Source organism: Caenimonas sedimenti (genome assembly GCF_007833165.1).
GTDB classification, from domain to species: domain Bacteria; phylum Pseudomonadota; class Gammaproteobacteria; order Burkholderiales; family Burkholderiaceae_C; genus Ramlibacter; species Ramlibacter sedimenti.
This window is the reverse complement of sequence record NZ_VOBQ01000008.1, coordinates 129,073-143,097: the sequence shown is the minus strand read 5'-3', so window position 1 is coordinate 143,097 and position 14,025 is coordinate 129,073. Positions and strand designations below refer to the sequence as shown.

The 14,025-nt window shown below is 67.5% G+C and carries 13 protein-coding genes; 7 read left to right on the top strand and 6 right to left on the bottom strand.

The features are described 5' to 3' along the window. Positions 1-4: 4 nt before the first annotated feature. From FN976_RS10310 to FN976_RS10285, 6 genes are read right to left on the bottom strand one after another with little or no spacing between them, the layout of a single operon-like run. Entirely contained in the window at positions 5-892 is an 888-nt protein-coding gene (locus FN976_RS10310; RefSeq protein ID WP_186510811.1) for a branched-chain amino acid ABC transporter permease, read from the bottom strand. Next, a complete protein-coding gene (locus tag FN976_RS10305; RefSeq protein WP_255440288.1) occupies positions 889-2,913 on the bottom strand; it encodes an AMP-dependent synthetase/ligase in 2,025 nt (674 codons plus the stop codon). The genes FN976_RS10310 and FN976_RS10305 overlap by 4 nt, the downstream gene beginning before the upstream one ends. Further along, on the bottom strand, positions 2,910-3,689 hold the full coding sequence (locus tag FN976_RS10300) for an ABC transporter ATP-binding protein (protein WP_145892924.1): 780 nt from the start codon (positions 3,687-3,689) through the stop codon (positions 2,910-2,912). The genes FN976_RS10305 and FN976_RS10300 overlap by 4 nt, the downstream gene beginning before the upstream one ends. Positions 3,690-3,691: 2 nt before the next feature. After that, a complete protein-coding gene (locus FN976_RS10295) occupies positions 3,692-4,852 on the bottom strand; it encodes an acyl-CoA dehydrogenase family protein (RefSeq protein WP_145892923.1) in 1,161 nt (386 codons plus the stop codon). Positions 4,853-4,895: 43 nt separating this feature from the next. Then, positions 4,896-6,143: a thiolase family protein gene (locus FN976_RS10290; protein WP_145892922.1), complete on the bottom strand. Its 1,248-nt coding sequence runs from the start codon at positions 6,141-6,143 to the stop codon at positions 4,896-4,898. A 28-nt stretch (positions 6,144-6,171) separates the two neighbouring features. Then, positions 6,172-6,972 (bottom strand): enoyl-CoA hydratase/isomerase family protein, encoded by an 801-nt coding sequence (locus FN976_RS10285; RefSeq protein ID WP_145892921.1) that lies wholly within the window; start codon positions 6,970-6,972, stop codon positions 6,172-6,174. Between the two features lie 135 nt (positions 6,973-7,107). Here FN976_RS10285 and FN976_RS10280 point away from each other — a divergent pair, with 135 nt between their 5' ends. From FN976_RS10280 to FN976_RS10250, 7 genes are all read left to right on the top strand, one after another. After that, on the top strand, positions 7,108-8,640 hold the full coding sequence (locus FN976_RS10280; protein WP_255440286.1) for a class I adenylate-forming enzyme family protein: 1,533 nt from the start codon (positions 7,108-7,110) through the stop codon (positions 8,638-8,640). Positions 8,641-8,715: 75 nt separating this feature from the next. After that, positions 8,716-9,900, top strand: a complete 1,185-nt coding sequence (locus tag FN976_RS10275; protein WP_145892920.1) for a lipid-transfer protein — start codon at positions 8,716-8,718, stop codon at positions 9,898-9,900. Between the two features lie 25 nt (positions 9,901-9,925). After that, on the top strand, positions 9,926-10,369 hold the full coding sequence (locus FN976_RS10270; protein WP_145892919.1) for a MaoC family dehydratase N-terminal domain-containing protein: 444 nt from the start codon (positions 9,926-9,928) through the stop codon (positions 10,367-10,369). Positions 10,370-10,379: 10 nt separating this feature from the next. Continuing rightward, on the top strand, positions 10,380-10,796 hold the full coding sequence (locus FN976_RS10265) for a MaoC family dehydratase (protein ID WP_145892918.1): 417 nt from the start codon (positions 10,380-10,382) through the stop codon (positions 10,794-10,796). A gap of 32 nt (positions 10,797-10,828) precedes the next feature. Continuing rightward, a complete protein-coding gene (locus tag FN976_RS10260; RefSeq protein WP_145892917.1) occupies positions 10,829-11,656 on the top strand; it encodes an SDR family NAD(P)-dependent oxidoreductase in 828 nt (275 codons plus the stop codon). Positions 11,657-11,677: 21 nt separating this feature from the next. Next, positions 11,678-12,859: an acyl-CoA dehydrogenase family protein gene (locus FN976_RS10255; RefSeq protein WP_145892916.1), complete on the top strand. Its 1,182-nt coding sequence runs from the start codon at positions 11,678-11,680 to the stop codon at positions 12,857-12,859. 23 nt (positions 12,860-12,882) lie between these two features. Next, positions 12,883-14,019, top strand: a complete 1,137-nt coding sequence (locus FN976_RS10250) for an acyl-CoA dehydrogenase family protein (protein ID WP_145892915.1) — start codon at positions 12,883-12,885, stop codon at positions 14,017-14,019. Positions 14,020-14,025 lie beyond the last annotated feature (6 nt).

The following is a 14,025-nucleotide window of genomic DNA, read 5'->3' as shown; positions in this document are numbered from 1 at the left end:
GGGTTCAGACTCTTTCGATGCGCTTCCAGCCGAACATGCCGGTGGGCCGGACGATGAGCACGACCAGCATGAAGATGTAGGGCACCACTGCGGCGGCGTTGCCACCGATCAGCGGGTCGATGTACGCGGCAGTCAGGCCCTGCACGACGCCGACGATGATGCCGGCCAGCAGCAGCCCGCCGATCGACTCCAGGCCGGCCAGCAGCGCCACCGGCAACGCCGCGAAGCCGATCTCGGACGACAGGAAGGTCAGCGACTTGCCGCTGAGGTAGACCATCGACGTGATGACCGACAGCACACCCCCCAGCGCCCAGGCGAAGGCGATCGAGCGCCGCACGCTGATCCCCATGGCCAGCGCGATCTGGTGGTCCTCGGCCACCGCCGACATGGCCAGGCCGGCCCGGCTGCGGTTGAAGAACCAGTGCAGACCGGCGGCGCAGACCACGGCGATCATGCCGCCGGCAGCCAGCGAGCGCGGCACGATCAGGTCGCCGACGATCAACGGCGCCAGCGAAATGATGGCCGGGAACTGGCGTTCCTGCGGGCCCCAGATCAGCAGCACCAGGCCGCGCATCAGGATCAGCAGACCGATGGTGACCATGATCATCGAGAACACCGACTCGCCGATCAGGCGACGGAACAGCAGGCGTTCGATCGCCAGTCCGATCAGGACCGAGATCGCCAGCGCCACGCCGATGCCCACGGCCGGGTGCATGCCGCGCGACTGCACGGCCCACCACACCAGGAAGGCACCGACCACCAGCATCTCGCCGACTGCCATGTTGAAGACCTTGCTGGCGCGGTAGATGACGACGAAACCCATCGCCACCAGCGAGTACAGCAGGCCGAGCAGGGCGCCGTTGAGCGCGTAATTGAAGAATTCGATGATCATCGCGGGCTGGCCCTGGTGATGTCGGTGGCGGCCACGGTGGCGCGCAGCACCCCCTGGCGACCGTCCTGGTAGGTGATGGCGATTGCGCAATCGATGTCGTTCGCACCAGCGTACAGACCCTCGATCAGAGCCTCGTAGCGCTGCTCCAGGAACTCGCGGCGCAGCTTGCGGGTGCGGGTGAGTTCGCCCTCATCGGCGTCCAGCTCCTTCGGGAAGTTGGCGAAGCGAACGATGCGAGAGCCGTCGGGAAGCAAGGTATTGATGCGCGCGATCTCGTCGCGCACCAGGGCGCGGATCTCGGGCCGTTGTGACAGGTCGGTGAAAGTCGAGAAGGTGATGCGTCGCTCCTCGGCCCAACGCGCGGCCACGCCCATGTCGATGTTGATCAGTGCGCCGACCCAGGGCCGGGTCCCGTCGCCGAGCACCATCACGTCCTTGATGAAGGCCGAGAAGCGCAGCCGGGTCTCGATGAACTGCGGCGGGTAGGGGTGGCCGTTGGCCAGCTTCACCAGGTGCTCGACCCGGTCGAGGAACACGAGCTCGCCACGCTCGGTGCGTTGCACCGCGTCGCCGCTGGCGAACCAGCCGTCGCGGTCGAGTGCCGCGGTCTTGTCCGGCTTGTGCCAGTAGCCCAAAAAGCCGGTGCCGCCGCGCAGCAGCAGTTCGCCGCTCGGTTCGATGCGGGCCTGCAGCGGCGCACCGAAGGCCGGGTCGACATCGAGCAGCGGACCCACGGTTTCCAGGTCGTAGCGTTCGCCGCGGTGGCCGGCAATCAGGCCGAACTCGGAGCAGCCGTAGATGTTGCGCAGCGGCACTCCCAGTGCGTGGAACAGGCGGAACACGTCGGGTGCCATTGCGGTGCCTCCCGAAACTGCGATCCTTGAGCGCAGGAAGCCGAACTGGTCGCGTACGGCATGCAGTGTCAGCAGCTCGGCCAGAGGCAGCAGTAGCCGCGACCGCGTCGGCGCGGACCGGCCTTCGAGCCGGGCCACGTGCACATCGTGGCCGATGCGCACGCCCCAGCGGTAGATCATTCGCGCCGGCCAGCTGGCGTGCAGCATGCGCGCCTCGATGGTGGCGGCAATGCTCTCCCACTGGCGTGGACCGAACAGCACCATGTGCGGCGCGAGCTCGCGCAGGTTCGGCAGCACCTGGTCCGGACCCTCGGGGAAGTTGACCACCAGCGGCAGCGTCAGTCCCAGCGTCACACCGAGCAGCTGCTCGGTGATCCAGGCCAGCGGCGTGTACGACAGGTACTCCATGCCGGGTTCGATGGGTAGTGCGCTGCGCATGCGGCTGGCGTTGTCGACCAGCCAGCGGTGGCTGATCATCACGCCCTTGGGCTTGCTGGTCGTGCCCGAGGTGTACGTCAGCAGCGCGAGGTCATCCAGGCTGCCGGCCTCGACCTCGCGGGCGAAGCGCTCCGGGTTGCGGCGGTGCCCCTCGCGGCCGGCGGCCAACAGGGCGTCGAAGGCGTGAAGCAGGTCGTGACTGTACGACCACATGCCGCCGTCATCCCAGTAGGCGATGCCGATGATCGCCGGCAGCCGGGGCGCCACCGCAAGCGCCTTGTCGACCTGCTCCTGGTCCTGGGCGAAGATGAATCTGGCGCCCGAATCCTCGCACAGGTAGTGAAGTTCTTCCGCAGTGGCGTCGGGGTAGACCGACACCGTCTTGGCGCCCAGCGACTGGACCGCGAAGACGGCCCAATAATGCTCGGGCTCGTTCTCACCGATCACGACCGCGGTGTCACCGCGCGCCAGACCCAGCGCGGCCGCGCCCAGGGCAATGCTGCGCACGTGCTCCAGCACGTGGGCGAAGTCGTACTCGCGCCAGATGCCCTTGCGCTTGGCCCGCTGGGCCAGTCGCGCCGGTTGATTTCGTGCGTGGGCCAGCAGGGTCTGGGGTAGCGTGCGCAACGCGGTATCGTCGGCGTCCGTGGCAGTGGCAGACCGGGCAGACCGGCGTGCCTCGGCAGGGGGCATCGCTTCCTTGATCACGGCAGTGACGCCGCCGTTCATGCCGCGGCTCCGAGATAGGCCTGGATCACGGCCGGGTCAGCCTGCACTTGCGCCGGTGTGCCGTCGGCGATCTTGCGACCAAAGTCGAGCACGGCAACGCGGTCGGCAAGGTCCATGACTACGCCCATGTCGTGCTCGACCAGCACCACGGGGATGCGCCTGGCCTCGCGCACATCGATGACGAAACGCGCCAGGTCTTCCTTTTCCTCGGTGTTCATGCCGGCCATGGGCTCGTCCATCAGCAACACTTTGGGTTCCATCGCCAGGGCGCGGCCGAGGTCGACGCGCTTGCGCAAACCGTAACCGAGCGAGCCGACCGGCTGGTGGCGGATGTTCTCGATCTCCAGGAATTCCACGATGTTCTCGGCCACTTCGCGGTGCCGCGCTTCCTCGCGCTGTGTCCACGGGAAGTACAAGAAGGCTTGGGCGAGGCTGGAATGCATGTGGCTGAAGCGCCCGATCAGGATGTTGTCGAGCACGCTCATGTTGGAGAACAGGTGCGTGCCCTGGAAGGTGCGCACCACGCCGTCGCGGGCGATGGAGTGCACGGCCCGGCCCAGCAGATCGCGGCCTTCGTACTGCACGCTGCCCTGCTGCGGGCGGTAGAAGCCGCTCAGCACGTTGAGCAGCGAGCTCTTGCCAGCGCCGTTGGGGCCGATGATGGCCAGCATCTCGTCGGGCCGGACTTCGATGCTGACCTCGGACAGCGCGACGACACCACCGAATCGCAGCGTGATGCCCTCGGCGCGGAGGACGGGTGCGGCAGGCGTGGCCATGGTCAGGAGAAGGCGTTGAGCCCGGTGAGGGCACGCCCGATGATGAGTTTCTGGATCTCGGTCGTGCCGTCCGGGATGGTCATCATGCGGGCATTGCGGAACAGCAACTCGACGCCGAAGTCCTTGGTGATGCCGTTGCCGCCGTGGATCTGCACCGCCTTGGAGGCCACGTCGACCGCGATCTCGGTGGCGTAGCACTTGGCCATCGCGCTTTCGACCTCGCAGCGCACGCCGTGGTCGATCAGGTTGAAGGCGCGGTAGACCAGCAGCTTGGCCGCGTCGAGTTCGATCGCGGCCTCGGCCAGCATGCCCTGGATGAGCTGGTGGGCGCCGATCGGCTTGCCGTGCTGGCGACGCTCCTTGGCGTAGGCCACCGCCTTGTCGAGCGCCGCCTGGGCGATGCCCACGGAGGTCAGGCCGACCATCGGCCGCGCCTTCTCGAACAGCACCAGCGTGTTCTTCAGCCCGGCGCCGGGCGCGATCAGCATGTTGGCGGCGGGCACGCGCACGCCGTCGAAGAACAGCTGCGCGGTCGAGGTGCTGTTGAGCCCCAGCTTGTCGATGTTGCGGCTGTCGTAGCCGTGCTCGGCGCGGTCGACCAGGATCATCGACAGGCCCTTGGCGCCATCGTCCGAGGTGCGAACGATGACCATGCAGAAGTCGGAGTAATGGCCGTTGGAGATCCAGGTCTTCTCGCCGGTGACGACATAGAGGTCGCCGTCCTTCTTCGCGCGGCAGGTCACCTCGGCTACGTTGGATCCGACGCCGGGTTCGCTGATGCCGCTGCAGGCGATGATCTCGGCGCGCAGCATGCGCGGCAGATATTTGTCTCGCATCGCGTCATTGCTGCACACCTCCAGCGAATAGGCGCCGAGCTGCTGGATCAGCAGCGAGATCGCGACGTCGCCGGACACCCGCGCGAGCTGCTCGTACATCAGCGCGTAGGTCAACCACGGCATCCCCATCCCGCCGTGCTTCTCGGCAATGATGCCGTTGCCGCCCATGCCGTAGGGCAGCATCAGCTGGAAGATTTCCAGCATGCGCTCCTTCTCGATCAGCTTGTCGGGCTGGTAGCGCCGGACGATGGGCTGCAACTTGGTCTCGAGGAAGCGATTGAAGCCTTCGACGGCCAGTCGCTGTTCATCGGTGGGCAGGAAGTTCATGCGTTAGGGTCAGGTTCTGTTGCAACGGGGCGGCGAGCGCGCGTCAGCGGCTGAGGATGGTGATGGCGCACACCGCCTCTTCGATGCCGAAGATGCCGCCGCCGTTCTCGGCGACGGCCAGCCGCGCGCCCTGCACCTGACGCGCGCCGGCTTCGGCCCGCAGCTGCGTCACCAGTTCGTGCAGCTGGCCCAGCCCCGTGGCGCCGATGGGGTGGCCTTTGGATTCCAGTCCGCCCGAGGTGTTGATGGGAATGCGCCCGCCGATCGTGGTCGCGCCGCTTTCGGCCAGCGCGCCGCCGGCGCCGAACTCACAGAAACCCAGGTTTTCGCTCTGCACGATCTCGCCGATGGCGGTGGCGTCATGGACTTCGGCCAGCGAGATGTCCTTCGGACCGACGCCGGCGCGTTCGTAGGCCAGCTTGGCGGCCTTGACAGTGACGTGCTGGCCCACGTCGTGCGGACGGCGCGTGCTGCCGGTGCCAAGCACGCAAGCCAGCACCCGGATGGCGCGCCGACGGTCGGCCAGGCGGGCCAGTGCGGCTTCGGAGCACACCAGCGCGGCGGCGGCGCCATCGCTGATCGGCGCGCACATGGGAAGAGTCAGCGGATAGGTAATGGGCGGCGCGGCCAGCACTTCGTCGATGCTGTAGGCGGTTCGGTACTGGGCCAAGGCGTTGTGCACCGAGTGCCCGTGGTTCTTGGCCGCGACGGCCGCGAACTGGCGTTGCGTGCTTCCGAATTCGCGCATGTGGAAGCGGCCGAACGCGGCGTAGATATCCATGAACAGGCTGTACGGGGCTTTCGACGTGCTGCCTTCGGGCGGCGTGATGCCTTCGCCCAGGGCCAGCAGGCTGCGCTTGTTGGCCTCGATGGTCGACAAGTCCCAGGCGCCGTCGAAGACGCTGAACATCCTGGCCTTGTCGGCGCAGAACATCTTCTCGGCGCCGACCGCCAGCGCGATGTCGCCCTCGCCGGACCGCACGTACTGCACTGCCAGGTTGAAGGCCGAACTGGCGCTGGCGCAGGCATTCTCTATGTTGTAGACGGGGATGGACTCGATGCCCATCGAGCGCAGCGCGATCTGTCCGCGCACCATGGTCTGGCCTTCGAGCACCCCTTGCGTCGCGTTGGAGAAGAAGGCGCTCTGAATATCGGCCAGCTGCAGGCCGGCGTCGGCCAGCGCCGCGTTCACCGCGTCCGCAGTCAGCTGTTTGATGCTGCGGTCGACAAACTTGCCGGTTGGAGTCATGCCGATGCCGGCCACGTAGACGGCGGGTTGCGGGTGGTTCATTGATCGAATCCTTCGGGGCAGAGGTGCTTCAGTAGCCCTTGAACTCGGGCTTGCGTTTGCCGGTGAAGGCCGCCAGGCCCTCGCGGATGTCGTGTGAGTACCGGTGCGCGTCGAGCACCAGCCGCTCGAGTCGCAGAGCCGCCGCCTGTGGCTGCTCAAGCCCGTCAGCCACGGCCTGCTTCATGCGGCGCAGCACCAGGGGGCTTTTGCTGGCGATGCGGGTGGCCAGCTTGTCGATCTCGGACACCAGATCGGCATCCGGCACAACCCGGTTGACCAGGCCCAGCGGCACCAGCTCGGCCGCGCTCTGGGCTTCGCCCGTGAAAAGCAGGTATTTGGCGGCCGTGGGCCCGATGCGACGGGGCAGCACGGCGGTACCGCCGGCGCCGGGAAAGACACCGAAGTTGGCGTGCGCATCGCCGATGCGGGTGCTTTCAGCGGCGATGATCAGGTCGCAGGCCATCGCCAGTTCCAGGCCGCCGGCCATCGTGAGGCCGTTCAGAGCGGCAATGGTGGGCATGGGCAGCATGCGGACGCGGTCGATCATGCCGGCCACCAGGTCGAGGAAGGTGCTCATCGGGTCGGCGCGGCCCGGTGCGCCGGTACTGCTGTCCAACACGCCTTTGAGGTCGGCCCCGGCACAGAAAGCACGCCCGCTGCCGGTCAGTACCAGAACACGGATCTCGGCATCGCGTTCGACCGTGTCCAGGGCGTCCATCAGCTCGCTGCACATCGAATCGGACAGCGCGTTCATCGCGTCCGGCCGGTCGAGCGTGATCCAGGCCGCGGCGCCGCGCTGCTCGAAGCGAATCGCCTTGGTATCTTGCATCCGTCTGGCTCACTGCTGGAAAGATTGTTCGGCGCAGTCTACCTAACGCTTGACAGATAAGCAACTCCCCAGTTAGCCTGCGGTGTGCCGACCCCTCGGCGGCGGCCGGACCCATGAACGAGAGACAACCCTGAAATGGCCATGACCGACCTTGGCGCACATGCCTTGACGGTGGCGGACCTGTTGCGCAAGCAAGCCGGCATGCGCGGCGAGGCCGTGGCGCTGCAAGACGCGCGCGGCGCGCTGAGCTATGGGGACCTGGACCGGTCGGCCAGCCGGCTGGCGCAGGCATTGCGCGGGCGCGGAGCGCGGGCGGGAGACCGGGTCGCGATCCTGTCCGAGAACCGCCGCGAGTACATCCAGCTGCAACTCGCGGCTGCGAAGATCGGTGTCATCGTGGCCTGCCTGAACTGGCGCCTGGCCGATGCCGAGCTGTCGCACTGCCTGCGCCTGGTGTCGCCATGCATCGTCTTTGTCTCGGCGCGACACGCGCCAGCGCTCGCGCGCATCGAACATGGCGCGCCGCTGGTCGTCCTGATCGAGACCCAGTTCGGCACGCTCATGGGCGGTGCGCAGGAAGACGATCCACACACCGAGATCGACCCCGAGCAGGGCCTGGTCATCCTCTATACCAGTGGCACCACCGGCCTTCCTAAGGGTGCGGTGATCAGCCAGCGCGCGATGGTCGCTCGTGCCATGTGCTTCGCGACCGAATACGGCATCGGTGCGGAACACACCTATGTCGCCTGGTCGCCGCTGTTCCACATGGCCGCCACCGATTTCAGCCTGGCCACGTTGATGATCGGTGGCAAGGTCGTCTTGCACGATGGCTTTGACGTCGACAGCCTGTGTGCGGCGATCGCCGCCGAGTCGATCGGCTGGCTGGTGGCCATGCCGGGCATGATCGACGTGTTGATCGACGGTCTGCGCCGCAACGCCACCCGCCCGCGCGGTGTGCGCGTGGTCGGCGCCATGGCCGACCTGGTACCGCTGCAGCAGATCGCCGATCTCACCGGCCTGCTGAACGCGCCGTACATCAACAGCTTCGGCGCCACCGAGACCGGGCTCGCGCCGGCCTCGGGGGCGCTGCTCGCACCCGGAGTGGCGCCGACCAGCCTGGCCAAGCGCGAATCGGCGTTCTGCTGCGTGCGCCTGCTCGATCCCGAAGACCGCGACGTGCCCCTGGGCACACCAGGCGAAGCGGCAGTGCGCGGGCCGACGCTGTTCTCCGGCTACTGGAACGCGCCCGAGGCGAACGCGCACGACTTCCGCGGCGGCTGGTTCCACATGGGCGACCTGTTCGTGCGCCGCGCCGACGGCACGCTGGACTTCGTCGACCGCGCCAAGTACCTGATCAAGTCGGGTGGAGAGAACATCTACCCGGCCGAGATCGAACGGGTGTTGCTGGCCCAGGCCGCCGTGGCCGATGCCGCGGTGGTGCGCCAGCGCGACGAACGCTGGGGCGAGGTGCCCGTGGCCTTCATCGCCTTCAAGCCAGGCGCGGGTGCCGACACCGAGGCGCTCAAGGCCCGCTGTCGCGAGCAGCTGGCCGGCTACAAGATCCCCAGGGAATTCCGGGTCGTGGATCCGGCGGCTTTTCCGCGCAGCAGCACCGGCAAGATCCAGCGCCACGAGATCGAGCGCCTGTGGCTCGCGTCGCCGTCCTGACACGAGGTGGTCCCGGTACATGTTCCTCCTCGCAGTTCCCCTGTCTGGCCCTCATCCCCTTCAACTGGAGTTCTCATGAGCAATCAAGTCATCGTCGCCGGCGTCGGCATGATCCCCTTCGCCAAGCCTGGGGCCAGCGAGCCCTACCACGTGATGGGCGAGAAGGCCGCCCGGCTGGCCCTGCAGGACGCAGGCGTCGACTACAAGGCCATCCAGCAGGCCTACGTCGGCTATGTCTATGGCGATTCGACATGCGGCCAGCGCGCGCTCTACCCGGTGGGCATGACAGGCATTCCGGTGCTCAACGTCAACAACAACTGCTCCACCGGCTCGTCGGCGCTGTTCCTGGCGCGCCAGGCAGTGCAGTCGGGTGCCGCCGATTGCGTCCTCGCGCTGGGCTTTGAGCAGATGCAGCCCGGCGCCATCAAGGCGGCCTTCGCCGACCGGCCGACGCCCTTCGACGAATTCGACCAGATCACCGACGAGCTGGTCGGCCACGCCGAGATTCCGCTCGCGCTGCGCTACTTCGGCGGGGCCGGCAAAGCTCACATGGACAAGTACGGTACGCAGCTGGAGACCTTCGCGGCCATCCGTGCCAAGGCCAGCCGGCACGCTGCAAACAACCCGCTCGCGCTGTTCCGCAAGGAAGTCAGCACCGAGGACGTGATGGCGTCGCCGATGCTCTGGGACGGTGTGATGACGCGCCTGATGGCCTGCCCGCCGACCTGCGGCGCCGCAGCCGCCGTGATCTGCTCGGAAGGCTTCGCCAAGAAGCACGGCCTGAACGCCCAGGTCAGCATCGCGGCCCAGGCCATGACCACCGATTTCCACAGCACCTTCGACTCGAAGGACATGATGCGCGTCGTCGGCTACGACATGGCGCGCGACGCGGGGCGCCAGGTCTATGAAGCGGCCGGCATCGGCCCCGGCGACGTCGACGTCGTCGAACTGCACGACTGCTTCGCCCAGAACGAGCTGATCACCTACGAGGGCCTGGGCCTGTGCCCGGAAGGCGGTGCCGAGAAGTTCGTGCGCGACGGCGACAACACCTACGGCGGCAAGGTCGTCACGAACCCGTCGGGCGGGCTGCTGTCCAAGGGCCATCCACTCGGCGCCACCGGCTTGGCGCAGTGTTATGAGCTGACACACCAGTTGCGCGGGACGGCGGACCAGCGCCAGGTGCAGGGAGCGCGGGTGGCGCTGCAGCACAACCTGGGACTCGGTGGCGCCTGCGTCGTGACGCTCTACAAGGCCGCCTGAAGCGCAGCGCCGAGGACCCAACCCCATGATCGACAAGAAGCACATCGGCTACGCGCCGCCTCCCATCCTGTGGGACGTGGAGAAGGGCCGCATCGCCTTCTTTGCCAAGGTGATCGGCCTCACTGACCCGATCCACACCGACGAGGCCGCTGCCAAGGCAGCCGGCTACCGCGGCATCGTCGCGCCGCCGACCTTCATCTTCGGCGCCCCGGGAGACTCCGGCGAGACGATGAAGCTGATCGAGACGCTGGAGATCGACCTCGGTAAGGTACTGCACGGCGAGCAGCGTTTCGACTTCCACGCGCCGGTGTGCGCCGGCGACACGCTGCGCTTCCAGTCGAAGGTCAGCGACATCTACGACAAGAAGGGCGGCGCGCTCGAATTCGTCGTCAACGGCACGAAAGTGACCAACCAGCTCGGCGAGCACGTCGCCGACCTGCACTCGGTCATCGTCGTGCGCCACGGTTGAAGGACCCACCATGACATTCAACGCTCAAAATGTCGCCGTGGGCGACGCTATGCCCGTGCTGCAGCTGCCACCCATCAGCCGCACCACGCTGGCCCTGTTTGCCGGCGCCTCGGGCGACCACAACCCGATCCACATCGATATCGACTTCGCTCAGAAGGCGGGCATGAAGGACGTCTTCGCGCATGGGATGTTGTCGATGGCCTACCTGGCCCGCGCGCTCACCCTGTGGGTTCCGCAGCGGCGCATCCTCAGTTACGGGGTGCGTTTTGCCGCCATCACGCAACTCGGCGACCGCGTGCAGTGCAGCGGCAAGGTGGTAGAGAAGCTGACGCACGCGGGACGCCCCTGTGCGCGCATTGAACTCACCGCTGCCAAGGGCAGCGGTGAAGTGACGCTTGCCGGCGAAGCGCTGGTGGCACTGGACTGACGCATTTTCCAACCGACATCGAGGACAAACCCATGAAGAAGCTCGAAGGCAAGGTCGCCATCGTCTCCGGCTCCGGCCGCGGCATCGGCCGCGCCATCGCCATGAAGCTCGCCAGCGAGGGCGCGAAGGTCGTCGTCAATGACCTCGACCCGGCACCGGCCGAGCAGACTGTCGCCGACATCAGGGCCGCTGGCGGCCAGGCGCTGGCCTGCGCCGGCAGCGTCACCGCCGACGGCTTTGCCGACACGATCGTCAAAAGCGCGATCGACGGTTTCGGCGGCCTGGACATCATCATCAACAACGCCGGCTACACCTGGGACAACGTGATCCAGAAGATGACCGACGAGCAGTGGCACTCGATCCTGGACGTGCACCTCACGGCACCGTTCAAGATCCTGCGCGCTGCCGCCGACTACTTCCGCCACCAGTCCAAGGTCGAGGCCGAGGCCGGCAAGGAAGTGTTCCGCAAGGTCGTCAACATCTCGTCGATCGCCGGCACCGGCGGCAACGCCGGCCAGGCCAACTACTCGGCCGGCAAGGCCGGCATCATCGGCCTGACCAAGGCGCTGTCCAAGGAATGGGGACGCTACAAGGTCAACGTCAACGCGGTCGCGTTCGGCATGATCAAGACGCGCCTGACCGAAGCGACGGCCGGCGGCAACGCCTCGATCGACGTCGAGGGGCGCAAGATCAAGGTCGGCGTCAACCCGGACCTGCTGGCGATGATGGAGCGCACCATCCCGCTCGGCCGCAGCGGCACGACCGAAGAGGCTGCCGGCTCGGTGTACCTGCTGTGCACGCCCGAGTCGAACTACATCAGCGGCCAGACGCTGATCTGCGGCGGCGGCATTTCCATCTGATCGTTGCCAGCGGAGCCGGCCATGGACCTTTCCTTCAGTGACAGCGAGCGTGCCTTCCAGCGCGAAGTACGCGGCTGGTTTGCCGCGAACACGCCCGGGCACCTGCGCCGCAAGGTGGTGACTGGCCAGATGCTGAACAAGGACGAGATCGTGCAGTGGCAGCGCCGGCTCGACGACCAGGGCTACCTGGTCGTTGGCTGGCCGAAGGAGCATGGCGGCTCCGGCTGGACGCCGACGCAGCGTTACCTGTTCGACCTGGAGCGCGCCGCGGCCAATGCGCCCGTGGGCCTGTCGATGGGCGTCATCATGCTCGGGCCGGTGCTGATGGCTTTCGGCACCGAGGCGCAGAAGGCGCGGTACCTGCCTCGCATCAGGCGCTGCGAGGACTGGTGGTGCCAGGGCTACTCCGAGCCCGGCGCGGGCTCCGACCTGGCCAGCCTGAAGACCAGCGCGGTGACCGATGGCGACGACTACGTCATCAACGGCTCGAAGATCTGGACCACCTACGCGCACTGGGCGAACATGATGTTCTGCCTGGTGCGCACCGCCAACACCGGCAAGAAGCAGGAGGGCATCTCCTTTCTGCTGATCGAGATGGACCGCCCCGGCATCGAGGTGCGGCCCATCGTCTCGATCGACGGCGAGCACCACCTGAACCAGGTCTTCTTCACCGACCTGTGCGTGCCCAGATCCAATCTCGTGGGCCGCGAAGGCCAGGGCTGGGAGATCGCCAAGTACCTGTTGACCCACGAGCGCACCAGCATCGCCGGGGTGGCCGACAGCAAGGCCGCGCTGGCCAACCTTTATGCTGAAGCAGCGCGGCGGCGCGCGGGCGGCAGGCCGTTGCTCGACGACCCGGCGGTACGCATCAAGCTGGCGCGCGCCGAGATCGACCTGATGGCGCTGGAATACACCAACCTGCGCGTGCTTTCGTCCACCGCGGCCGGCAAAGCGCCGGGGCCGGAATCGTCGCTGCTGAAGATCATGGGCACGGCGGTGCAGCAGACGCTGTCGGAGCTGAGCGTGGAGTTCGGCGGCGAGCAGGCCTGGCCCTGGTATGCATCGGGCGCGCTAGGCGAGACCGACCACGCGCATGCGATGGAACGCTACGCCTTCCTGCGGGCGGCCACCATTTACGGTGGCAGCGACGAGGTCCAGAAAACCGTGCTGGCCAGGTCCCTGCTGGGCAAGACCGCCGCCTGACACCGACACGACGACGATTTGCGATGGACCTGACGCCCACCTCCGAACAGAAGATGTTGCGCGATGCCGCGCACAAGTACCTGCGCGCCGAATACGCCTTCGACACGCGCCGCCATCTGATGGCGACCGAGGCCGGCATGAGCGCCGCGCACTGGCGCCGCTTTGCCGAGTTCGGCTGGCTCGGCCTGGGCCTGCCCGAAGCCCATGGGGGCTTCGGCGGCATGCCCGACGTCGTGCAGGTGGCCGAAGCCCTGGGCGCGGCGCTGGTCGTCGAACCCTATGTCGCCAGCACCGTGCTGGCCGGGCAGGTGATCGCCGCCGCGGGCAACCCGACCCAATGCGCGGCCCTGCTGCCGCCCTTGGTGACTGGGGGGAAGATCTACACCCTGGCCCACACCGAAGCCGACGCTGGAGCCGACTTGGCCTGGGTGACGACCAGCGCGCGCCTAGAGGGCGGTCGTTGGGTGTTGTCGGGCCGAAAGACGGGCGTGCCGGCGGCGCCCTGGGCCGACGCCTTCGTGGTCGCGGCGCGCACCGCAGGCGCGGCGGGAGAGCGCGGCGGGATCGGCCTGTTCGTGGTGCCGGCCGGCGCGACTGGTGTCCGCGTCGATGCCTACCCGCGCTACGACGGTGCCCGCGCCGGCGAGTTGCAGCTCGACGCTGTCGCTGTGGATGCGGCCGCTGCGCTAGGTGACTCGGCCGCTGGCCTGGCCGCGCTGGAACGCGCCGTCGACCTGGCCACCGTCGCCGCCTGCGCCGACGCGCTGGGGGCGATGACGGCCGTGCTGTCCAAGACTGGCGAGTACCTCGCCACGCGGCGGCAGTTCGACGCCCCTCTGGCCAGCTTCCAGGTTCTCCAGCACCGTCTGGTGGACATGTTCGCGGCCGTCGAAGCCAGCCGCTCGATGCTGCTGCTGGCGGCGCTGCAGGCCGACAGCGCGGTGCCCGGCGAACGCGCGCGGGCGGTGTCCGCGGCCAAGGCGGCGATCGGCGAACGCGCCCGCTACGTGGCGCAGCAAGGCGTGCAGCTGCACGGCGGCGTGGGCATGACCGAGGAACTGGACATCGGCCACTACTTTCGCCGCCTGACGCTGTTTCAGCACGCCTTCGGTGGCAGCGACCATCACCTGCAGCGCTTTGCCTCCTTGCGCGATGCGTGATGGCAG

Coding starts and splice junctions, on each gene's coding strand:
- FN976_RS10310 (WP_186510811.1), bottom strand. CDS start 892: ATGATCATCGAATTCTTCAATTACGCGCTCAACGGCGCCCTGCTCGGC.
- FN976_RS10305 (WP_255440288.1), bottom strand. CDS start 2,913: ATGAACGGCGGCGTCACTGCCGTGATCAAGGAAGCGATGCCCCCTGCC.
- FN976_RS10300 (WP_145892924.1), bottom strand. CDS start 3,689: ATGGCCACGCCTGCCGCACCCGTCCTCCGCGCCGAGGGCATCACGCTG.
- FN976_RS10295 (WP_145892923.1), bottom strand. CDS start 4,852: ATGAACTTCCTGCCCACCGATGAACAGCGACTGGCCGTCGAAGGCTTC.
- FN976_RS10290 (WP_145892922.1), bottom strand. CDS start 6,143: ATGAACCACCCGCAACCCGCCGTCTACGTGGCCGGCATCGGCATGACT.
- FN976_RS10285 (WP_145892921.1), bottom strand. CDS start 6,972: ATGCAAGATACCAAGGCGATTCGCTTCGAGCAGCGCGGCGCCGCGGCC.
- FN976_RS10280 (WP_255440286.1), top strand. CDS start 7,108: ATGGCCATGACCGACCTTGGCGCACATGCCTTGACGGTGGCGGACCTG.
- FN976_RS10275 (WP_145892920.1), top strand. CDS start 8,716: ATGAGCAATCAAGTCATCGTCGCCGGCGTCGGCATGATCCCCTTCGCC.
- FN976_RS10270 (WP_145892919.1), top strand. CDS start 9,926: ATGATCGACAAGAAGCACATCGGCTACGCGCCGCCTCCCATCCTGTGG.
- FN976_RS10265 (WP_145892918.1), top strand. CDS start 10,380: ATGACATTCAACGCTCAAAATGTCGCCGTGGGCGACGCTATGCCCGTG.
- FN976_RS10260 (WP_145892917.1), top strand. CDS start 10,829: ATGAAGAAGCTCGAAGGCAAGGTCGCCATCGTCTCCGGCTCCGGCCGC.
- FN976_RS10255 (WP_145892916.1), top strand. CDS start 11,678: ATGGACCTTTCCTTCAGTGACAGCGAGCGTGCCTTCCAGCGCGAAGTA.
- FN976_RS10250 (WP_145892915.1), top strand. CDS start 12,883: ATGGACCTGACGCCCACCTCCGAACAGAAGATGTTGCGCGATGCCGCG.